We start from the raw sequence: 20,158 nt of genomic DNA, 5'->3' as shown, positions 1-20,158 counted from the left end.
GTGGCACTTCCTAGACGTGGGTCAGCGCTGGCCCTGGTACAGCTTCTTCACGGTCAGCCCGGCGAAGGCGAGGACGCCGACGCAGACCAGGACCAGCAGGGCTTCGAAGAAGATCTCCACGGGTGCTCCTCGGATGAGCGTGCTTCGGGGTACGTACGACTCGGATACGTACAACAGGGCCGGGCCCCAGCTTACGCGGCCGGGGACCGGCCCTCTTTGTGAGGTACACCCTCGCGGGCGTCAGCCCAGCAACTGGCTCTGCAACGTCACCGTCTGCTGGAAGGGGACGGCGAGGGCAGCGCCCTTGCGGGACTGGACGACCAGGCCGTACACGTCACCGACGGCGAGATGGGCGAACCGCACCTGCTCCGGCCCGTACGGCTTGGTCTCGGCGTAGGGAGAGTTCTCCACCCCCGACACGTCGGCGAACTGCGGGAAGCCCTCGTCGTACTCGACCTCGGCGGCGCCCCGCACCTGGTAGGCGGGCGGGACGAAGGCGACGGCGTCGGTCGCGATCAGCTTGTCCACGACGGCCGCCGTGCCGAACTGGAGCAGGTAGATCCGGGTCCGGGTGCCGTCCGCAGTGGTCCAGCCGCGGGCCGCGATGTGCCGCAGACCCCGGTCGACGAGCCTCTGGCCCAGCTCCTCGCGGTCCTCCTCCAGTTCGTACTCCGCGAGGTAGTCCTTCGTCGGCAGCCAGCCGTCCGCGCCGCGCAGCGCCTTGTCCTCCTTGGCACCTTCGGGTGCGGGCAGCAGGAGGGCGCGCAGGTCGGCGTGGTGCGTGCCGGCCAGGTTCTCCGTGGCGAGGGGCCCGGGGCTGCCGGAGGGCAGGGGCGGCTTGACCAGCAAAGGGTAGTCCCAGCGACCGTCCGACTCCGTGGCGAGCCCCGGCACATCCGTCCGCTCCATCCCCGTGATGCCGTACGCCGTCGCCGTCCCGACCGCCCCGAACACCACGGCGACGGTCGTCCAGCGCAGCACGGCCCGCAGTACCCGGCGGTCCTTCCTGGGCCGCGGGGGGACCGGCTCACCGAGGGCGTCCGGCACAGCCGGCACAGCCTGGACCCCGGGGGCGACGGCGGGCGGCGGCGGGACCGCCGGCTGCTCCCCGGTCGCCTCTGTCTGCTGCGCTTCCTGCGCTTCGTGCGTCTGCTCGGTCATACGGCCTCCCCCGGTTCCTCGACACGGTCGAGCTGGTCGGTCAGCAGTGCCGCGACGGCCTTGGTGTTCATCGGCTTGACGGCCTCGGCGTTGACACTGACCAGGACTTCTCCCTGGTACGCCGAACAGGTCATCAGGTCGATGTCCTCCTCGTCGTCCTTGGGCGTCAGGAAGCACTTGGCGTTCTTGTGGCCCTTGATCGTCGGTCCGTCGCGGAAGGCGCCCAGGGCTTCGAGGAACTCGTTCTGGAACGTCACGATGTCCCGGACGGCCGCCTTGCTCTCCATCTGGGTCAGCACGACGCTCACCGTCACCGGCTCGTCCGTGAAGAGAGAGTTGTCGGCCGTCAGGGCATAGCTGCGCATGGCCATGCCCTTGACGCGCTGCTTGTCGATCTCCTTCTCCAGCCGCTTGCGCTGGGAGCGGGGCAGGTCGCTCAAAGATTCCTTGCGCATGGCCGTGGCCTGGGCACCGCTGAGTTCCCGGTCGTAGCCGAACTCGCCGAGGTCCTGGCCGCGCGCCCAGCCGTCGCCGTAGGGCACGAGCATCCCGGACAGTCCTGTCCGGGGGGCGGACTTCGCCTTCACCGCCTTGTTCTCGGGGAACTTCCAGACGGGGGCGCCCGCGTCCCGGTCGGCGTCCCGCACGGCGACGACCGTGCCGCCGACACCGGCGACGACGGCGCCGGCCAGCAGCACGCAACCGGCGACGGAGGCGATTCTGCCCACGCGTATCCGCCTGCGCCCGGCAGCGGCCTCGGGCACGAGGGGCGCGGACTCGGTGACGTCGGCGGGCTCGATCGCGTCCACGACGTCGGTGGTGGCCTCAGCGGGCTTCGCGGCCTCACTCGCCTCACTTGCCTCTGAGGCCTCTCTGGCCTCCGGAGTCGCCACGGCCTCAGTGGCCTCGGAGGCCTTTTCTGCCTCCAGAATCTCACCGGCCCCTAGCGCCCCGTGGGCCCCCACAACCCCAGAAGCCTCGCTGGCCTTCGCGGCCTCACGGGCCTCCGAGGGATCTCCGGCCTCCGAAGCCGCGATGGCTTCAGGGGCCTCGGTGGCCTCGGTGGCCTCAGGGGCCTCAGGGGCCTCGGCGGCCTCGGCGGCGGGGTGCTCCTTCTCGTCGCTCACAGCCGCTCCATCTGCCGGCGGGCCAGGTCCATGATCTTCTTCTTGGGAATCGTCTTGGTGCCGGAGACCCAGATCTCCATCGTGATGTCACCGCGCCAGGCGTGCGCCTCGGCGGAGTACACCGGCACATAGCCCGGCTCGGTCTCGGGCTCGCGGTGGACGTAGACCATGCCGTCCTCGGTGCCGGGGAGGTCCCAGCTGTCGGTGGCGTCTTCGTCGTCCGCCCAGTACTGGTTGTTGTCGCTGTACTCGTCGGCCTGCAGGGTCTCCTCCTGCCGGAACTGCACCAGGCGGATCTCCACGGTGTACGACCCGCCCTCGGTCCAGCCGGTGACGGCGGCCCGGCGGAACTCGTCCCCGACCAGGTCGGGGAACACGTCGCCCGGTTCCTCGTACAGGTCGGCGTAGCCGGCCAGGTCCACCCAGCCGTCCAAGCCCTCCAGCCACTCGGCGTCCTTCGTGCCCTTGGGCTTCTTCAGCAGCAGCTCGCGCAGGTCGCCGTCGGTCCGCAGCTTGCGGTCCTGTGCGGCGGACAGCGGTTCGGGCTCGGGCCCCTTCGCCTGGGCGAGCACCGGCTGGGACAGCGGCGGCAGCTTCGTCGGCTCGCGGTCGGCCTGGACCAGGTAGCCGGTGCAGGTGCCGGCGACGACGCCGAGCGTGGCGGCCGCGGCGATCAGCAGCGTGGTCCGGCCCCGGCGGCGGGGCCGGGGTGCGGGAGCCGCCTCGTCGGCCGGCGCTCTCTCCGGTTCCGCTGCCCCTTCGGGTTCTTCCACAACGTCCCCCATCAGAACGTGAAGCGCGTATTCCGTATGCGCGCTTCACAGATGACTCATGGTCAACTCAGGGGGTTGTCGTGATGTTGATTACGATTCGGGCATGGCGAAGAAGCTCGTGATCAAGGTGACGGCCGGGGCCGATGCCCCCGAACGGTGTTCTCAGGCGTTCACGGTGGCGGCGGTGGCCGTGGCCAGCGGTGTGGAGGTCTCCCTGTGGCTGACCGGGGAGTCCGCGTGGTTCGCGCTGCCGGGCCGGGCCGCCGAGTTCGAGCTGCCGCACGCCGCCCCGCTGCCGGACCTGCTCGACTCGCTCCTGCTCGGCGGCCGGGTCACGCTGTGCACGCAGTGCGCGGCCCGGCGGGACATCACCGAGAAGGACGTCCTGGAGGGCGTACGGATCGCCGGGGCGCAGGTGTTCGTGCAGGAGGCGCTGGCGGACGAGACCCAGGCGCTCGTCTACTGAGACCCAAGCCCTACTCGGGCGTCTCCGTCCACAGGCAGAACGGGTGTCCCGAGGGGTCGAGCAGCACCCGTACGTCCTCCTGGGGCTGGTACTCCGCGAGCCGCGCGCCCTCGGCGACGGCCCGCCCCGTCTCCGCCTCCAGGTCGTCCACCTCGATGTCGAGGTGCAGCATCATCTGCTGTTCCTCCGGCCTGCGGGTGGGCCAGACGGGCGGGACGTATCCGGGTTCGCTCTCGAAGGCGAGCGCCGTGCCGGGGGCTCCGGGCGGCGGGCCGATGAGGACCCAGTCGGGCTCCTCGGCACGCACCTCGTATCCGAGCAGACGCCTGTAGAACCCGGCCAGCTCGTGCGCGTCGTACGCGTCGAGCACCACGGTGGACAACCTCGCGGAGGACATGCCCACCTTCCTACTGGTGCCGCTTCTTCCCGTCCAGCTCGTCCCACCACTCGTCGGACTTCGGATCACCGGACGGGTCGTCCCACCACCGGTCCTCGGGGCCGCGCCGGTTGGCGACCACGGCCGCGAGCGGCGGGATGACCATCGCGACCACGCACATCCCGACGGCCACGGGAACCGACCAGAGACGTACGACGGCCCAGGCCAGGACGAACAGCACGACGCAGGTGCCCATCATGGCGAAGTAGGCGTGCCGACGGCGGGCGTACATATGTCCAGCGTAGGTCCCGGCAGACGGTCGGGCCCGGTCGAACAGAAGTCGGAAGAGTCGGACAGGCCGAAGGGCCGCACCCCAGGTGTCCAACCCGAGAGGTGCGGCCCTTCGGCCGACTGCGTCCGACTGCGCCTGTCTGCGGCCGTCTCAGACGGCGATCGCGATCTCCGCGAGGCCGCCCTGCTGGGCGACGACCGTGCGGTCGGCGGTGCCGCCGGGCACGAGGGCGCGGACGGTCCAGGTGCCTTCGGCCGCGTAGAAGCGGAACTGTCCGGTGGCGGAGGTGGGGACCTCCGCGGTGAACTCGCCGGTCGAGTCGAGCAGACGGACGTAGCCCGTCACCGGCTCGCCGTCGCGGGTCACCTGACCCTGGATGGTGGTCTCACCGGGCTTGATCGTCGAGGCGTCCGGGCCGCCGGCCTTCGCTCCGCACATGTCTTTCTCCAGAGGGGTCTGACCAGAAGGTCGGGTCGGTGGGTTACTTGTTGGCGCCGAGCTCGATCGGCACGCCGACGAGGGAGCCGTACTCGGTCCACGAGCCGTCGTAGTTCTTGACGTTCTCGACGCCGAGCAGCTCGTGCAGCACGAACCAGGTCAGGGCCGAGCGCTCACCGATGCGGCAGTAGGCGATGGTGTCCTTGGCCAGGTCGACCTGCTCGTCGGCGTAGAGGGTCTTCAGCTCCTCGTCCGACTTGAAGGTGCCGTCGTCGTTGGCGTTCTTCGACCACGGGATGTTGCGGGCGCTCGGGACGTGGCCCGGACGCTGCGACTGCTCCTGCGGCAGGTGGGCCGGGGCGAGCAGCTTGCCGGAGAACTCGTCGGGCGACCGGACGTCGACCAGGTTCTGCGTGCCGATGGCCGCCACGACGTCGTCGCGGAAGGCGCGGATGGCGCTGTTCTGCGGCTTGGCCTTGTAGGTGGTCGCCGGGCGCTCGGGCACCTCTTCGACCAGCTCGCGGGCGTCCAGCTCCCACTTCTTGCGGCCGCCGTCGAGAAGCTTGACGTTCTCGTGGCCGTAGAGCTTGAAGTACCAGTAGGCGTAGGACGCGAACCAGTTGTTGTTGCCGCCGTACAGGATCACCAGGGTGTCGTTGCCGATGCCCTTCGCCGACAGGAGCTTCTCGAAGCCCTCCTGGTCGATGAAGTCACGGCGGACCGGGTCCTGGAGGTCCTGGGTCCAGTCGATCCGGATCGCGTTCTTGATGTGGTTCTTCTCGTACGCGGACGTGTCCTCGTCGACCTCGACGATGGCGATGTCCGGGTTGTCGAGGTTTGCCTCGACCCAGTCGGCGTCGACCAGGACGTCGCTGCGGCTCATGCTCGTTCTCCTCCGGGGCAGTTACGGCGGGGTGCAAGAAAGGAGGGTGCGCGGCCGGGTCTCGCCGGCGGCCGACGCACGGACGCCCTCGAAGGGGGCGTCGGGAGGGCGCGGAAGGCCGGCTGGGCTTCCGCTCAGGCAGGGCGACAGAGCATGGCGGCGACGCGGCACAGGTCTACTGCCCGCCGCTTCGTGAGATCCGCCTGTCGCTGCTTCATGCGGTCGATCGTAGGGACGTATGGGCGGACGTGTCACCAACGCTCCGCATGGTGAGACGCGATCGTCCGCATATTGGGAAACAGAAGGCGCCCGGACAGTCGTCGCACGACTGTCGGGCGCCCGTATCCCTCTGTATCCGTCACCCCATCTGCGCTGCGGACGGCGGTGTCTCGCCTGTCGGACACCCGCCGTCCACCGGGGATGGTCCTACCCGGCGAGGCGGACGTTGGAACCCTTCACCGTGATCTCCACGCCGTTCTGCGCGGCCTCGACCTTGTCGAGCTGGATGCCGCCCGGCAGGTCGTCGATCTTCTGCTCGAAGTCGGTGATGCCGCGCACCTCGTCCTCGGCGACCTGGAAGGGGCCGAAGCTGGGCAGCGAGTCGGCGTGCACCCGGACGGTGTCACCCTCGGCGGTGACCGTGCTCAGCACCGAGACGGGCTGCGGCAGCTTCGTGCCCCCGACGCTCACCTCGACGGTGACCTTGATCTTTCCGTTGCCGCCGTCGGAGAGACCGATGACCCGGGCCGTGGCCGGACCGACCTCGGTCGGCTCGGACTTGGCGGTCTTCAGCAGCTCCGCGTAGCTGATGGACGCGGTGCCGGTGGCGCTGGTCGCGGTGGCGGAGCTGTAGTCGCCGGAGAACTCGACGCCCTTCATGTTCGCCTTGAGATCGTCGATGCGGATCTTCTGGCCCTGGGCGCCGGCCGCGGCCTCGTAGTCGTCGATGCCGACCTCGACGTCGTCCAGCTCGCCGCCGACGACCTGGGTGAGGAACGGGAAGCCCTTGATCGACACGTCCGGGGTGGCCGCGAGGCCCTCGTTCGCCCGCAGCTTGTCCGCGACCTCGCCCTCGGCGAAGTTCACGGCGAGGCGGTCGGCGAGCACGAACAGGCCGCCCAGGACCACGACGACGACCAGCAGTATTCGAAGCGCTCGCATGCGGTTGTTCCCCCACCCGGATGGTCGGACAGTCATTGACCACTCACGGTAACTCCGGACGCGGAGAGTGGCCGGAATTTGTCGATCACCTGTGACACAGGCGACCCTCGGCCCCCTACCCGACCGCCCGTCCCAGCACGTACACCGCCGGTGCCGCGGCGGCCAGCGGCAGGGCGACGCCCGCCGTGAAGTGCACGAAACGCGACGGGTAGTCGTAGCTCGCCACCCGGTGGCCGATCAGCGCGCAGACCGCCGCACCCGCACCGAGCAGGGCACCCTTCGCGCCCAGTCCGGTCATCCCGCCGACCGCGATGCCCGCACCCGCCGCCGCGAGCAGCGCGACGACCACCGAGGCAGGGGTCGGCAGCGGCAGCGCGCGGGCCGGTACGGCGACGGCGACCGCGGCGGCGCCGACCGTCACCGCGTCCGGGTCGGCCCCGAGGTGGCCGGTGGCGAGGATCGCCAGCGCGGCCGAGGTGACCGTCGCCATCAGGCCGTACATGCGCTCGTCGGGGTCGGCGTGCGAGCGGAGCTGGAGGACGAGGCAGAGCAGGACCCAGACGCCGAGGCTGCCCAGGATCGCGGCCGGTGCGTTCTCGCGGCCGGCCCCGAGGAGCGCCACGTCGGAGACCAGCGCGCCGAGGAAGGCCAGCGCGATGCCCTGCCGGGCCGGCCACATGCCGTTCAGCCGGAACCAGCCGGCCGCCGTGACGGCCTGGAGGACGACGAGCGGGACGACCAGCGCGTACGTGCCGATCGCCGCCGTACCGGACAGGAGCAGGCCGAGGAGCGCGGTGAGCGCTGCGGGCTGCATCCCGGGTTCGATGACCGGCGAACGGCCTTCGAGGCGGGCCCGCTGGGCATCGGTGATGCGCGCGTTGCCGGCCATGGTGGCGGGCCCGTACGACGGCCCCCCGGCCTCGCCCTCGGGCATCGCCTCGGGGACGACCGGGGCGGGGGCGGCCTGTTGCCCGTACGGCACCTGTTGCCCGTAGGACGCCTGATACTGCCCCTGCTGCTCGTGCGGGTGCTGCTGGTACTGCGGCTGCTGGTACTGCGGCTGCTGATACTGCGGCTGCTGATACTGGGGCTGCTGATACTGATCCCGCTGGTACGCGGGTGCCTGCTGCTGCCAGGCCGGGGCCTCGCCCGTCTGCGGGGGCAGGTACGCCGTCTCCGCCGGGTCCGCCGCCGCCACGGGCGGCTGGACGCTGGTCTCCCAGGTCTGGCCCTGCCACTGCTGGGTGTGCTGGAGGTGGGCCTGCGGGTCCTCGTACCCGTACGGCTGCTGCCGGGCGGGCCAGTCCTGCTGCGGGGCCTGCGGCTGGGCCTGCTGATACGGGTCGTACCCCTGCGGGTACTGGCCCTCGTACGGCTGGTCGGTCATCTCACCCTCCTGCGAACGGCGGGAGCACCTCGACCGTGCCGCCGTCGGCCAGCCGTACCGTCTCATGTCCGCGGGTGCCCACGGGGTCACCGTCGACGAGGAACGAGCATCGCTGCAGGACACGCACGAATTCGCCGGGGTGTCGCTCGCGCGCGGCCTGGAGCGCCTCGGCGAGGGTGGCCGCGTCGTGCGGCTCCTCGGCGACGCCGGCCGCGGCCTTGGCGGCCGCCCAGTAGCGCACCGTGACCTTTGCCATCTCGTCCCTCGGTCGGTCTGCTTCTCGGTGGTCGACACTTCTTCGGTGGTCGACAGGGTCAGGCTAGCCCGCCCGTGCGGCCGTCCAGGTACCGATGCGGGTCAGGAGGTCGTCGGTGGCCGCGTGCTCGGCGTGACCCATACCGTGCTCCACCCAGAGTTCGCCGTGGTCACCGGCGGCCTCGGCCAGCATGCGGGGGTGGTCGAGGGGGAAGTAGCCGTCGCTGTCGCCATGGACCAGCAGCAGAGGTGTGGGCGCGATCCGCGGGACCGCCTCCACCGGGGAGAGCGGAACCGGATTCCATTCGCGGTGGTGGATGCGGGTGCGGAAGCCGTAGCGGCCGACCAGGCGGCCCGCGGGGCGGGTGACCAGCCAGTGCAGCCGGCGCATGGGGGCCGTACCCCGGTAGTACCAGCGGGCGGGGGCGCTGACGGAGACCACCGCGTCGACCGTGCCGGTGTGCAGGGCCGCGTGCCGCAGCACCACCGAGCCGCCCATGGAGAAGCCGAGCGTGGCCACGCGCGTGTGCCCGAGTCGGCGGGCCCAGGCGACCGCCGCGTCCAGGTCGAGGACCTCACGGTCGCCGACGGTGGACCGGCCGCCGGAGCGTCCGTGTCCGCGGAAGGAGAAGGTGACGACCGCCCCGTGCCGGGCGAGCGTCGACGCGATCCGGCGCACGTGCGGGCGGTCCGCGTCGCCGGTGAACCCATGGGCCACGACGAACACCAGGTCACGGGAGGGTGGCGCGGAGGCGTCGTATACAACCGCACGCGGGTCGTATACGGAATCGATGGAAATACCGTCGGCCGTGGGCAGAAACGTCCGCAATGGTGTGCCCGTGACCGTCTCAGTGTTCGGACGAACGGTGGAACATGCCACATGACCTGCCGGACCGTTGCTCATGTGGGCTATTCTGCTGGGCAGAGGACTCGGGCAGCGTAGCCCCCGGGTCCTTTTGTGCTTTCGGAAGCGTTGTATACGAAGTGGGAAACCGCAGGTGTACGGGGCCCCGGGACGCGCAGAGCAGTGCCGCAGTGCCGCAAACGTCCTCGCAGGGACCGAGGAGGAACCAGACGTATGAGTTCTCTGCTGCTCCTGACCAACGCCCTCCAGCCGTCGACGGAGGTGCTGCCCGCGCTCGGCCTCCTGCTGCACAACGTGCGAGTGGCCCCGGCCGAAGGCCCCGCTCTCGTCGACACCCCTGGTGCCGACGTCATCCTGATCGACGGGCGCCGTGACCTCCCGCAGGTCCGCAGCCTGTGCCAGCTGCTGCGCTCCACCGGCCCCGGCTGTCCGCTCATCCTGGTCGTCACCGAGGGCGGCCTCGCCGCCGTCACCGCCGACTGGGGCATCGACGACGTCCTGCTCGACACCGCCGGCCCGGCGGAGGTCGAGGCACGCTTGCGGCTGGCGATGGGCCGGCAGCAGATCGTCAACGACGACTCCCCCATGGAGATCCGCAACGGCGACCTGTCGGTCGACGAGGCGACCTACTCCGCCAAGCTCAAGGGCCGGGTCCTCGACCTCACCTTCAAGGAGTTCGAGCTCCTGAAGTACCTCGCGCAGCACCCGGGCCGCGTCTTCACCCGCGCCCAGCTGCTCCAGGAGGTCTGGGGCTACGACTACTTCGGCGGCACCCGAACGGTCGACGTGCACGTACGACGGCTGCGCGCCAAGCTCGGCCCGGAGCACGAGTCGCTGATCGGAACCGTCCGCAACGTCGGTTATCGATTCGTTACTCCCGAGAAGATCGACCGTGCCGCCGAGGAGGCCAAGGCCACGGCGGACCGGGCAAAGCCGGAGGATGCGGACAACGAGGCACCCGTGGGTGCCGAAGAGATCTCCGCGGAGGCGTAGCCGCCGGTCAGGCCGGGCGTCGCTCCCGCACGGGGAAGCTTTGAGACGCCCTGCCCCCGGGGGGATCCATCCGCGTAGACTCCGCGCGTGGCCAAGGTAACCAGGGATGATGTGGCACGGCTGGCGGGGACGTCCACCGCTGTCGTCAGCTATGTCATCAACAACGGACCCCGGCCGGTTGCCCCGGCCACGCGCGAGCGTGTCCTCGCCGCCATCAAGGAGCTGGGGTACCGGCCCGACCGGGTCGCGCAGGCCATGGCGTCGCGGCGCACGGACCTCATAGGCCTGATCGTCCCGGACGCGCGCCAGCCCTTCTTCGGGGAGATGGCGCACGCGGTCGAACAGGCGGCGTCCGAGCGCGGGAAAATGGTGCTGGTCGGCAACTCCGACTACATCGGCGAGCGCGAGGTCCACTATCTGCGCGCCTTCCTGGGCATGCGGGTGTCCGGCCTGATCCTCGTCAGCCACGCGCTGAACGACAACGCCGCCGCCGAGATCGACGCCTGGGACGCCCGCGTGGTGCTGCTGCACGAGCGGCCCGAGGCCATCGACGACGTCGCCGTCGTCACCGACGACCTGGGCGGCGCCCAGCTCGCCGTACGCCACCTCCTGGAGCACGGCTACGACTACGTCGCCTGTGTGGGCGGCACCGCGGACACGCCCTCCGTCGGCGACCCGGTGTCCGACCACGTCGAGGGCTGGCGGCGGGCCATGGACGAGGCCGGCATCCCCACCGAGGGCCGGCTCTTCGAGGCCCCCTACAACCGTTACGACGCCTACAAGGTGGGCCTCGACCTGCTGTCGGGCCCGGACCGGCCGCCGGCCGTCTTCTGCTCCACCGACGACCAGGCGATCGGCCTGCTGCGGGCGGCCCGCGAGCTGCGCATCGACGTGCCCGGCGAGCTGGGCGTGGCCGGCTTCGACGACATCAAGGAAGCCGCGCTCGCCGACCCGCCGCTGACCACGGTCGCCTCCGACCGCTCGGCGATGGCCCGCTCGGCCGTGGACCTGGTCCTCGACGACGGTCTGCGGGTCGCGGGCTCGCGCCGTGAGCGGCTCAAGGTGTTCCCGTCCCGGCTGGTGGTCCGCCGCTCCTGCGGCTGCGAGTGAGCCCGTACGGGCCGGCTCCCACATGAGCCTCCGGGCGCGTCGTACGAGGCTTCCCTGAGAGCGGCCGGTCCCTTGCCGGAAGCTTCCTTATATCGGGCATACGAGGTTCTGCCGGGCTTCTCAGGGAGCACTCAGGCGGCTCTCATGGTCGGGCGGAAAGCTCTGTTCCATGACCGAGAGCATCCGCCGCAGCGGCGAGTACGAGAACCACGAGAACCCGTACCAGGGCGCCCCGCAGCACGCTTCCGCCCCCGTGAACCCGGAGTGGCCGCCCCCGCCGGCGTACCGGCCGGCCGCGCCGCAGCCCGTCGAGCCGACCGCCGTGTGGCAGACGCCGGCCCAGCCCGGCGCCGCCTGGGACACCGCGGCCGCCGGTGACGGCAACGGCGGCGGGACCGCTCTCCTGCCCCCCGTGGCCGCCGAGCCCGCGCCCGTCCCCCCGAAGAAGCGCGCGACGCGCGGCCCGATGGCGCTGCTCGCCGCCGTGGCGATCGTCGCCGCGGCCATCGGCGGCGGCACCGCCTACGGCATCCAGGAGCTGACCGGCAAGGACCAGGTGGTCGCCTCCTCCACGACGACCAGCGTGGTGCCGTCCAGCAAGACCGGCGACGTCGCCAGCATCGCCGCCGCCGTCAGCCCGAGCGTCGTCGAGATCAACGCCACCCTCAGCAGCGGCTCCTCGACCGGCTCCGGCGTGATCATCACCAGTGACGGCGAGATCCTCACCAACAACCACGTCATCTCCGGTGCCTCCTCGATCAAGGTGTCGACCAGCGACGGCAAGGAGTACACCGCCAAGGTCGTCGGCACCGACAGCAAGAAGGACCTGGCGCTGATCAAGCTGGAGAACGCCTCCGGCCTGAAGACGGCCACCCTCGGCAACTCCGACGGCGTCAAGGTGGGCGACACGGTCGTGGCGATCGGCTCCCCCGAGGGCCTCACCGGCACCGTGACCAGCGGCATCGTCTCCGCCCTCGACCGGGACGTGACCGTCTCGACCGACGAGAGCCAGGGCCGGCAGCAACAGCAGCAGGGCGGCGGCGGCTGGCCGTTCGAGTTCGGCGGCCAGGAGTTCAACGGCGACACCGGCTCGTCCACCACGACGTACAAGGCGCTCCAGACGGACGCCTCCCTCAACCCCGGCAACTCCGGCGGCGCCCTGATCGACGCCAACGGCAACATCATCGGCATCAACTCCGCGATGTACTCCGCCGCCGACGCCACCTCCTCCACCGCCGGCAGCGTCGGCCTCGGCTTCGCCATCCCGATCAACACCGTCAAGGCCGACCTCGCCACACTGCGGGCCGGCGGCTCCGACAGCTGAACCACCTTCCAGCACTCAGGGAGTACGTCATGATCAAGCAGGTTTCGCACACGGTGACCGGCGTCGGCGCGGCCGACCTCGCCCTGGCCCTCGACGTGGCGTACGAGCTGCACGCCCCGACGGCGCCGACCCGGGCCCCCGAGGTCGCCGCCCCGCAGATGATGGGCCTGCGCACCAGCGCCGCCCGCCCGCACCGTCGCAAGGTGCCGTTGAACCGGCTCACTACGATGCGAGGCTGAGAGCGATACCGCCCGCAGCACCCCGCCGCCCCACCCCACCCGAGGAATCCACGCCATGAGCCCCGCCGAAGGCGACCGTGACACCCAGCGCATCCTGATCGTCGACGACGAGCCGGCGGTGCGCGAAGCCCTCCAGCGCAGCCTCGCCTTCGAGGGCTACGACACGGAGGTCGCCGTGGACGGCGCGGACGCCCTCGAGAAGGCGACCGCCTACCGGCCCGACCTGGTCGTCCTCGACATCCAGATGCCCCGCATGGACGGCCTCACCGCCGCCCGCCGCATCCGCGGGGCCGGGGACACCACCCCGATCCTCATGCTGACCGCCCGCGACACCGTCGGCGACCGCGTCACCGGGCTCGACGCGGGCGCCGACGACTACCTGGTCAAGCCGTTCGAACTGGACGAGCTGTTCGCCCGCGTACGGGCCCTGCTGCGACGCAGCTCCTACGCCGCGGCGGCCGGCGCCGACCCCGACGACGAGGCCCTCACCTTCGCCGACCTGCGCATGGACCTCGCCACCCGGGAGGTGACCCGCGCCGGGCGGGCCGTGGAGCTGACCCGGACCGAGTTCACCCTCCTGGAGATGTTCCTCGCGCACCCGCGCCAGGTCCTCACCCGCGAGCAGATCCTCAAGGCCGTATGGGGTTTCGACTTCGAGCCCTCGTCCAACTCCCTCGACGTGTACGTCATGTACCTGCGCCGCAAGACGGAGGCGGGCGGCGAACCGCGCCTCGTGCACACCGTGCGGGGCGTGGGGTACGTGTTGCGGCAGGGCGGCGCGGAGTGAACAGGGTCGTACGGCGGTTCCGGACCCTTCCGATCCGGGCCCGGCTGTCGATGCTGGTCGCCGCGGCGGTCGCGTTCGCGGTGGCGGCGGTTTCGGTGACCTGTTGGTTCATCGTGCAGGGGAAGTTGTACGAGCAGGTCGACGGCGATCTGCAGAAGATGGTGGCGCAGCCGAGGCTCGAGGACCAGATCGAGAACGTGCTCCGGACGTGTCCGCAGGACACACAACCCAACAAGAGCTTCTTGGGGAACAGCTACTTCCAGGTGGTGACGGAAGACGACACGGTCTGCGTCAACTCGTTCTCCGCGGGCAAGGTGAAGGTCTCCGCCACCGACCGGAAGGTCATCGCGAACGCGGACGACACCGCCGACGGCGTCTTCTACGACAGCACGGCCGAGAACGGTGAGGCTGTACGCGTGCTGACGCTGCCCGTGCAGACCACCGATGGGCCGGTGGCACTCGTCCTCGCCACCCCTCTCAAGAGCACCGAGTCGACCCTCAACGAACTCGCCCTCATCCTCCTCCTCGTCTCCGGGATCGGAGTCCTCGGCGCCGGCGCCGCAGGTCTTGCCGTCGCCCGCGCGGGCCTGCGCCCCGTGGACAAGCTGACCGAGGCCGTCGAGCATGTGGCCCGCACCGATGACCTGGGCGTCCGGATCCCCGTGGAGGAGGACGCCGAGGACGAGGTGGCCCGTCTCTCCCGCTCCTTCAACTCGATGACGGCCTCCCTGGCCAACTCCCGCGCCCTGCAACAGCAGCTGATCGCCGACGCGGGCCACGAACTCCGTACGCCCCTCACCTCCCTCCGCACCAACATCGAACTCCTCAGCCGCAGCGAGGAGACGGGCCGTCCCATCCCGGAGGCGGACCGCAAGGCACTGCTCGCTTCCGTCAAGGCGCAGATGACCGAACTGGCCGCGCTGATCGGCGACCTGCAGGAGCTGTCCCGCTCGGACGCCCAGCGGGGTGAGCGGGTCCAGGTCGTCTCGCTCGAGGACACCGTGGAGTCGGCCCTGCGCAGGGCGCGGCTGCGCGGCCCGGAGTTGACGATCACGGCCTCGCTGGATCCCTGGTACGTCCGGGCGGAGCCGGCCGCGCTGGAGCGGGCGGTGGTCAACATCCTGGACAACGCGGTGAAGTTCAGCCCGGTGGGCGGTTCCGTCGAGGTCGGTCTGGCCGACGGTGTCCTGACCGTCCGCGACCACGGCCCCGGCATTCCGGAGGACGAACTCCCGCACGTCTTCGACCGGTTCTGGCGTTCTCCGAGCGCGAGGGCCCTCCCGGGCTCGGGCCTCGGCCTGTCGATCGTCGCGCGTACGGTCCAGCAGGCGGGCGGCGAGATCACGGTGGCCCGCGCGGAGGGCGACGGCACGCTGGTGACCGTACGGCTGCCGGGGGCGCCGACGCCTCCGCCCGAGCTGCCGTAGGACATGCGCGGCCGTACTCCCCACGAATGTCGGTGAGTTCGGCAACCTTTCCGCCGTGGGCGGCGACCACCCGGTGACCGGCACCTCTTCCGGGTGGTCCCCCTCCCACGGAACGGAACCCCACATGACCGACATCCGTCGAAAGCCGCGGCACCGCAGGCGCAGGACCGTCGTGGCGATGGGCGTGCCCCTCGCCCTCACGGCCGCCGGCACCTTCGCCTACGGCACGGACCTCGGACTGTTCGGCGCGGACGCGCAGGCCAACGCGTCCGCTGCCACCGCCGCGCCGGCCTGGGCGACCGCCGCCGCCGACGGCTTCGCGTCCGTCAATGCGCTCGGGCAGAACGGGACGTACGGCGGCCGGGACGGCAGGACCGTCACCGTGAAGACGCTCGCCGATCTTGAGAAGTACGCGACGGCGGCCGAGCCGTACGTCATCGTCGTCGCGGCGACGATCGACATGAACCCGGTCGGCAAGGAGATCAAGGTCGCCTCCGACAAGACGATCGTGGGCTCCGGGACCTCCGGGCAGATCGTCGGCGGCGGGTTCTTCCTCGGCACCGGCGTCCACAACGTGATCATCCGGAACCTGACCATCCGGGACGCGTACCAGGGCATCTGGAACGACAAGGACCACGACTTCGACGCGATCCAGATGGACGGGGCGCACCACGTCTGGATCGACCACAACGATCTGCGGCACATGGCCGACGGGCTCATCGACGTCCGCAAGGACAGCACCAACATCACGGTGTCCTGGAACAAGCTGAGCGACAACAACAAGACCTTCGGCATCGGCTGGACCACGAACGTCGTCACCGACATCACGATCCACCACAACTGGTTCCGCGAGACCGAGCAGCGCAACCCGTCCACGGACAACGCCGCCCACGCGCACCTCTACAACAACTTCCTGGAGGACGCGGCCGGCACCACGATCAAGTCGTCGTACGGCAACTACTCGCGCGGCAGGACGAAGATGGTCCTGGAGAACTCCTACTTCCAGGGCATGAACAACCCGGTCACCAGGGACAGCACCGCGACGATCGTCCAGAAGGGCAACACCTTCGTCGGGACGAGCGGGCGCAACGAGAGCGGCGGCACCGCCTTCGACCCGAAGGCCTTCTACGCCTACACCCTCGACAAGACCGCCGACGTGCCCGCGCTCCTCAAGGCCGGCGTCGGGCCGCGCTCGAACATCGGCACCGCCTCCGCCACCACCAAGGCCGCCGCCACGACGCTCACCGTCGCCGCCGACGGCTCCGGGCAGTACAGGACCGTGCAGGCCGCCGTGAACGCCGTACCGGCGAACAATCCCTCGCGCGTCGTCATCTCCGTGAAACCGGGCACCTACCGCGAACTGGTCAAGGTCCCGTCCAACAAGCCACACGTGACCATCCAGGGCACCGGCGGCAGCCGCAAGGACACGACGATCGTCTACAACAACGCGTCCGGTACACCGAAGCCCGACGGCTCCGGCACCTACGGCACCGGCGGCAGCGCGACCGTCGCCGTGGAGGCGGACGACTTCCAGGCCCGCAACCTGACCATCTCCAACGACTTCGACGAGGGCGCACACCAGGACATCGCCGGTCAGGCGGTCGCCCTGCGCACCGCCGCCGACAAGGTGTTCCTCGACGGCGTCATCGTCAGCGGCGACCAGGACACCCTGCTGGTGGACACCGCGGCCAAGGACAGGCTGGGCCGCGTCTACATGACCAACTCGTACGTCATCGGCAACGTCGACTTCATCTTCGGCCGGGCGACCGCGGTGATCGACAAGTCGGTCATCACCCTGAAGAAGCGCTGGAACGGCACCTCCGCCGGCTACGTCACCGCCCCGAGCACGGCGGCGGGCCGCAAGGGCATCCTGATCGCCAACTCCACGGTGAACGGCGACGTCTCCGACCGCACCTTCTACCTCGGCCGTCCCTGGCACGCCGGCGGCGACGCCACCCTCGACCCGCAGACCACGGTCCGCAACACCACCCTGAGCGCCGCGATCCGGACCACCCCCTGGACCGACATGAGCGGCTTCTCCTGGAAGGACGACCGCTTCGCCGAGTACACGAACAAGGGCGCGGGCGCGGCCACGGGCCCCACGAGCACCGACCGCCCCCTCCTGACCGACGCCCAGGCCGCCGACCAGGAGGTCGCGGACTGGCTGGGCGACTGGACGCCGTCGGCCTAGCCGCGCGCCGTGTGAGTCAGGAACGCGGCCCACGAGGTCGCGCCGAAGACGAGCACATCTCCGTCCGGGGCCTTGCTGTCCCGGACGGGGACGAGGACGGGGCAGCCGTCGGCGACCTCGACGCAGTTGTTCGCTCCCCCGTCGCTGTAGCCCGACTCGCGCCGAGTGGCAACACATCGCGGAGCCACATCCACTGGACCGAGGTCTCCGCCTGCTCCCCTTGATCACCCCAGAAGCCCAACCCTGCTGCCTCAGCGCCGACAGCGCCGACAGCGCCGACAGCAGACTCTCCCGGCTCGCCGACGACGTGGAAGCGGCTCGGTCCGCCGCGTCACACGCGTAGCACCAACGTGTCCTCTACCCTCCCCGGCACAGGCCCCGCCAGCCGTGCGTACACCCCACCCCGCGCCACCAACTCCGCGTGCGTGCCCGTCTCCACCAGTCGGCCGTCGTCCACGACCAGGATGTGGTCGGCGTCCGGGGCGAGGGTGAGGTCGTGGGTGATGAGGATGGTGGTGCGGTGGGACATCAGGCGGCGGAGGGGGTTCATGATCTGGCGGGCGGCGACGGAGTCGAGGCCGGCTGTGGGTTCGTCGAGGATCAGGACCGGGGCGGCGCGGAGCATCGCTCGGGCGATGGTGATGCGCTTCAGCTGGCCGCCGGAGAGCGCTGCCGTGCCGGGGGCGATCCGGGTGTCGTAGCCCTCGGGGAGCGCGGTGATGAAGGCGTGCGCGGCGGCGGCACGGGCGACGCGTTCGATGTCCTCGGCGGTCGCGCCGGGGCGGCCGCACTCGATGTTCTCGCGGACGGTGCCGTTGAGGATCAGGGTCTCCTGCGGGAGCAGGGCCACCTGTTCGCGGAGGAAGGCCAGGGGTACGTCGGGGAGCGGGACGCCGTCCAGTGTGATCACGCCCGCCGAGGGGTCGTAGAAGCGGGTGAGGAGTGTGGACAGGGTCGACTTTCCGGCGCCGCTCGCGCCGGTGATGAGGACCAGTTCGCCCGGGGACGCCGTGAAGGTCACCTCGTCGAGCGATGCGCGGGTCGCGCCCGGGTAGCGGAACGACACCCCGTGGAAGCCGACCCAGCCTTGGACCGGCCAGGCTCGGACGGGGGCGGCGGGGTCCTTCACCGACGGCTCCGCGTCGAGGATCTCGTTCAGGCGCTGGGCGCCCGCGGTCGCCGCGGTGAGGGTGAGGCCGAGTTGGCCGAGGCTGCGGACCGGGGGGTAGAGGTAGCCGATGAAGGCTGCGAAGGCCAGGAGTTGGCCGAGGGTCATGCGGCCGGCGGAGATCTCCCAGACGCCCAGGCCGATGACCGTGAGAACGCAGAGGGTTTCGACCACCTCCACGAACTGCTCGTACATCTCGCTCAGCCGGGCGCCACGCACCGATGCCTTCATCCACGCGCGGGCCTCGCGGTCGAGGCGCTGCGCCTCGTCGCCCTGGCGGTTGTACGCCTGGGTCAGCACGATGTTTCCGAGGGACTCCTCGACCACCGACGTGATCGCGCCGTCGGCGACCCGCTCGTCCTGCGAGGCCTCCTTGATGCGGCCGGTGAAGCGGCGGGCGGCGAGGAGGAAGAGGGGCGCGAGGACGAAGGTGACGAGGGCCAGGTCCCAGCGGAGCCAGAAGGCGGCGGCCGCGTAGAAGACGGCGGAGAAGGCGGCCGACACCGTGCCCACGACACCGGACACGACCATCTGTTCGATGGCCTCCACGTCTCCGGTGAGGCGTTCGACCAGGTCTCCCTGGCGGTGCTTCTGGAAGAAGTGCGGGGGAAGGTCCTGGACGTGCCGGAAGACGCCTGCCCGTAGGCGCAGGACGAATCTCTCGGCGGTCCAGCTCGCGAGGGAGTTGCCGAGGTAGCCGACCAGCGCACCCAGCACGGCCACGGCCAGCCAGGCGCCGGCCGGGCCCCAGAAGGCGTCGAGCGAGCCTGCCTTCAGGGCGTTGTCGGTCAGCTCCGCGAACAGCAGGATCGAGGCGGTCTCGGCGAGCGCGGACACCACCACGCAGGCGATGATCGCCAGCAGCCACCTGCGGTCGCCGCGGGTGAGCGGCCAGAAGCGGCGGAAGGCCTCACGGACTTCCCTCATGGTCGACTACTCCCTTTCGTACGGAACGGCGGTCGTGCGGTACGGAACAGTGGTGCTGCGGTACGGGACGGCGGTCACGGCCGAGGCGGGGCCCCCGGCGCGAGTCGTGCTCGCCCACCGGTGGCCCCGCCTCGTGGCATTCTGGTGTCTCAGCCCTTGTGGGAGACGGGGCGGCGCTTCGGGGTGACCTTCTTGGCTGCCTTCTTCTTGGACGCCGCGGCGGCCTTGCGGGTCTTCTTCACGGGGGTGACCTTGTGGAAGCTCATGACGGTTGTTCCTTTCGGATGCAATTACCTGTGAATTGATTTGATTTACTTAGGCGTACGCCTTGCCGACTGTCTTGTCGACCGACCTTGTCAGCCCTTGCGGGAGACGGGGCGACGCTTCGGGGTGACCTTCTTCGCCACCTTCTTCTTGGGCGCCGCGGCGGCCTTACGGGTCTTCTTGGCCGGGGAAATCTTGTGGAAGCTCATCGGGCTCTCCTTCGCGTTGTTTGCTTCTGCGTCGTTCGCTTTCGACATGGAAAACACTACGGGACACGAGAGGCAGGGAAAGCCAATTCCGCTTAGACCTCCATTAATTGGAGCTGAGATGAGTTTTCAGGTGACTCCGGGAACCAAATCCTGGCTTACACAGGTCTTATTACGCGCATGGCCTTGATACGCGCGTATGCGCATACGCGCATACGCGCATACGCGCATACGCAGAGAGGCGGGGGGGGGGCGGGGGGGCGGCGCCGCCCCCGGGGGGGTGGCCCCCCCCGCCCCCGGGCGTTACTTGAGGGTTGAAGGGTGGGAAACCGCGGGGC

The 20,158-nt window shown here is 70.3% G+C and carries 22 protein-coding genes; 8 read left to right on the top strand and 14 right to left on the bottom strand.

What is annotated here, in order from left to right:
* Window positions 1-240: 240 nt before the first annotated feature.
* Genes ACFWJX_RS03295 through ACFWJX_RS03285 form a run of 3 tightly spaced genes read right to left on the bottom strand, consistent with a single transcriptional unit; the run spans window position 241 to window position 3,073 of the window.
* Window positions 241-1,161, bottom strand: a complete 921-nt coding sequence (locus ACFWJX_RS03295; protein ID WP_383236095.1) for a hypothetical protein — start codon at window positions 1,159-1,161, stop codon at window positions 241-243.
* Window positions 1,158-2,288, bottom strand: coding sequence for a hypothetical protein (locus ACFWJX_RS03290; RefSeq protein ID WP_383236093.1), 1,131 nt, complete (start codon window positions 2,286-2,288; stop codon window positions 1,158-1,160). Before ACFWJX_RS03290 ends, ACFWJX_RS03295 begins: the two co-directional genes overlap by 4 nt.
* Window positions 2,285-3,073, bottom strand: a complete 789-nt coding sequence (locus ACFWJX_RS03285) for a hypothetical protein (protein WP_383236091.1) — start codon at window positions 3,071-3,073, stop codon at window positions 2,285-2,287. Before ACFWJX_RS03285 ends, ACFWJX_RS03290 begins: the two co-directional genes overlap by 4 nt.
* Before the next feature lie 91 nt (window positions 3,074-3,164).
* Between ACFWJX_RS03285 and ACFWJX_RS03280 the strand changes: the two genes are divergently transcribed.
* Window positions 3,165-3,527 (top strand): DsrE family protein, encoded by a 363-nt coding sequence (locus ACFWJX_RS03280; protein ID WP_073495028.1) that lies wholly within the window; start codon window positions 3,165-3,167, stop codon window positions 3,525-3,527.
* A 10-nt stretch (window positions 3,528-3,537) separates the two neighbouring features.
* On the opposite strand, the gene ACFWJX_RS03275 is transcribed toward ACFWJX_RS03280, so the two are convergent.
* The 9 genes from ACFWJX_RS03275 to ACFWJX_RS03235 all read right to left on the bottom strand — a co-directional run bounded on the left by ACFWJX_RS03275 (window position 3,538) and on the right by ACFWJX_RS03235 (window position 9,223).
* A complete protein-coding gene (locus tag ACFWJX_RS03275; RefSeq protein WP_383236088.1) occupies window positions 3,538-3,924 on the bottom strand; it encodes a VOC family protein in 387 nt (128 codons plus the stop codon).
* A gap of 10 nt (window positions 3,925-3,934) precedes the next feature.
* Complete coding sequence (locus ACFWJX_RS03270) at window positions 3,935-4,288, bottom strand: DUF3099 domain-containing protein (protein ID WP_383236085.1); 354 nt, start codon at window positions 4,286-4,288, stop codon at window positions 3,935-3,937.
* Window positions 4,289-4,345: 57 nt separating this feature from the next.
* Entirely contained in the window at window positions 4,346-4,633 is a 288-nt protein-coding gene (locus tag ACFWJX_RS03265; protein WP_383236082.1) for a DUF1416 domain-containing protein, read from the bottom strand.
* Window positions 4,634-4,676: 43 nt separating this feature from the next.
* Window positions 4,677-5,516: a sulfurtransferase gene (locus ACFWJX_RS03260; protein ID WP_383236079.1), complete on the bottom strand. Its 840-nt coding sequence runs from the start codon at window positions 5,514-5,516 to the stop codon at window positions 4,677-4,679.
* Between the two features lie 134 nt (window positions 5,517-5,650).
* Window positions 5,651-5,734, bottom strand: coding sequence for a putative leader peptide (locus ACFWJX_RS03255; protein WP_374684262.1), 84 nt, complete (start codon window positions 5,732-5,734; stop codon window positions 5,651-5,653).
* A gap of 208 nt (window positions 5,735-5,942) precedes the next feature.
* Complete coding sequence (locus tag ACFWJX_RS03250; protein ID WP_383236076.1) at window positions 5,943-6,677, bottom strand: DUF2993 domain-containing protein; 735 nt, start codon at window positions 6,675-6,677, stop codon at window positions 5,943-5,945.
* Window positions 6,678-6,792: 115 nt separating this feature from the next.
* Window positions 6,793-8,064: a hypothetical protein gene (locus ACFWJX_RS03245; protein ID WP_383236073.1), complete on the bottom strand. Its 1,272-nt coding sequence runs from the start codon at window positions 8,062-8,064 to the stop codon at window positions 6,793-6,795.
* A gap of 1 nt (window position 8,065) precedes the next feature.
* Complete coding sequence (locus tag ACFWJX_RS03240; RefSeq protein ID WP_383236070.1) at window positions 8,066-8,320, bottom strand: MoaD/ThiS family protein; 255 nt, start codon at window positions 8,318-8,320, stop codon at window positions 8,066-8,068.
* 63 nt (window positions 8,321-8,383) lie between these two features.
* Window positions 8,384-9,223, bottom strand: a complete 840-nt coding sequence (locus ACFWJX_RS03235) for an alpha/beta hydrolase (RefSeq protein WP_383236067.1) — start codon at window positions 9,221-9,223, stop codon at window positions 8,384-8,386.
* A 174-nt stretch (window positions 9,224-9,397) separates the two neighbouring features.
* Between ACFWJX_RS03235 and ACFWJX_RS03230 the strand changes: the two genes are divergently transcribed.
* The 7 genes from ACFWJX_RS03230 to ACFWJX_RS03200 all read left to right on the top strand — a co-directional run bounded on the left by ACFWJX_RS03230 (window position 9,398) and on the right by ACFWJX_RS03200 (window position 17,255).
* Complete coding sequence (locus tag ACFWJX_RS03230) at window positions 9,398-10,177, top strand: winged-helix domain-containing protein (RefSeq protein WP_383236064.1); 780 nt, start codon at window positions 9,398-9,400, stop codon at window positions 10,175-10,177.
* A gap of 87 nt (window positions 10,178-10,264) precedes the next feature.
* Complete coding sequence (locus ACFWJX_RS03225; RefSeq protein ID WP_383236062.1) at window positions 10,265-11,287, top strand: LacI family DNA-binding transcriptional regulator; 1,023 nt, start codon at window positions 10,265-10,267, stop codon at window positions 11,285-11,287.
* A gap of 169 nt (window positions 11,288-11,456) precedes the next feature.
* The gene (locus tag ACFWJX_RS03220) at window positions 11,457-12,611 is read left to right on the top strand and encodes a S1C family serine protease (RefSeq protein WP_383236058.1); all 1,155 of its coding nucleotides are present in this window, start codon (window positions 11,457-11,459) and stop codon (window positions 12,609-12,611) included.
* Window positions 12,612-12,640: 29 nt separating this feature from the next.
* Window positions 12,641-12,850 (top strand): hypothetical protein, encoded by a 210-nt coding sequence (locus tag ACFWJX_RS03215; RefSeq protein ID WP_383236055.1) that lies wholly within the window; start codon window positions 12,641-12,643, stop codon window positions 12,848-12,850.
* Between the two features lie 55 nt (window positions 12,851-12,905).
* Complete coding sequence (locus ACFWJX_RS03210) at window positions 12,906-13,637, top strand: response regulator transcription factor (protein WP_383236052.1); 732 nt, start codon at window positions 12,906-12,908, stop codon at window positions 13,635-13,637.
* Window positions 13,634-15,064 carry a sensor histidine kinase gene (locus tag ACFWJX_RS03205; protein ID WP_383236049.1) on the top strand — a complete coding sequence of 477 codons (1,431 nt, stop codon included), beginning with the start codon at window positions 13,634-13,636 and terminating at the stop codon, window positions 15,062-15,064. The genes ACFWJX_RS03210 and ACFWJX_RS03205 overlap by 4 nt, the downstream gene beginning before the upstream one ends.
* 124 nt (window positions 15,065-15,188) lie before the next feature.
* On the top strand, window positions 15,189-17,255 hold the full coding sequence (locus ACFWJX_RS03200) for a pectinesterase family protein (protein WP_383236047.1): 2,067 nt from the start codon (window positions 15,189-15,191) through the stop codon (window positions 17,253-17,255).
* Here ACFWJX_RS03200 and ACFWJX_RS03195 read toward each other — a convergent pair.
* Both ACFWJX_RS03195 and ACFWJX_RS03190 read right to left on the bottom strand, forming a co-directional pair.
* Entirely contained in the window at window positions 17,252-17,443 is a 192-nt protein-coding gene (locus ACFWJX_RS03195; RefSeq protein ID WP_383237314.1) for a DUF397 domain-containing protein, read from the bottom strand. The genes ACFWJX_RS03200 and ACFWJX_RS03195 overlap by 4 nt on opposite strands.
* 143 nt (window positions 17,444-17,586) lie before the next feature.
* The gene (locus tag ACFWJX_RS03190) at window positions 17,587-19,350 is read right to left on the bottom strand and encodes an ABC transporter ATP-binding protein (RefSeq protein WP_383236044.1); all 1,764 of its coding nucleotides are present in this window, start codon (window positions 19,348-19,350) and stop codon (window positions 17,587-17,589) included.
* Between the last annotated feature and the right edge of the window lie 808 nt (window positions 19,351-20,158).

This window comes from Streptomyces sp. NPDC058335, assembly GCF_042723915.1.
Classification (GTDB): domain Bacteria; phylum Actinomycetota; class Actinomycetes; order Streptomycetales; family Streptomycetaceae; genus Streptomyces.
The sequence above is the reverse complement of the archived record's forward strand: the minus strand, read 5'-3'. Positions and strand labels throughout refer to the sequence as shown.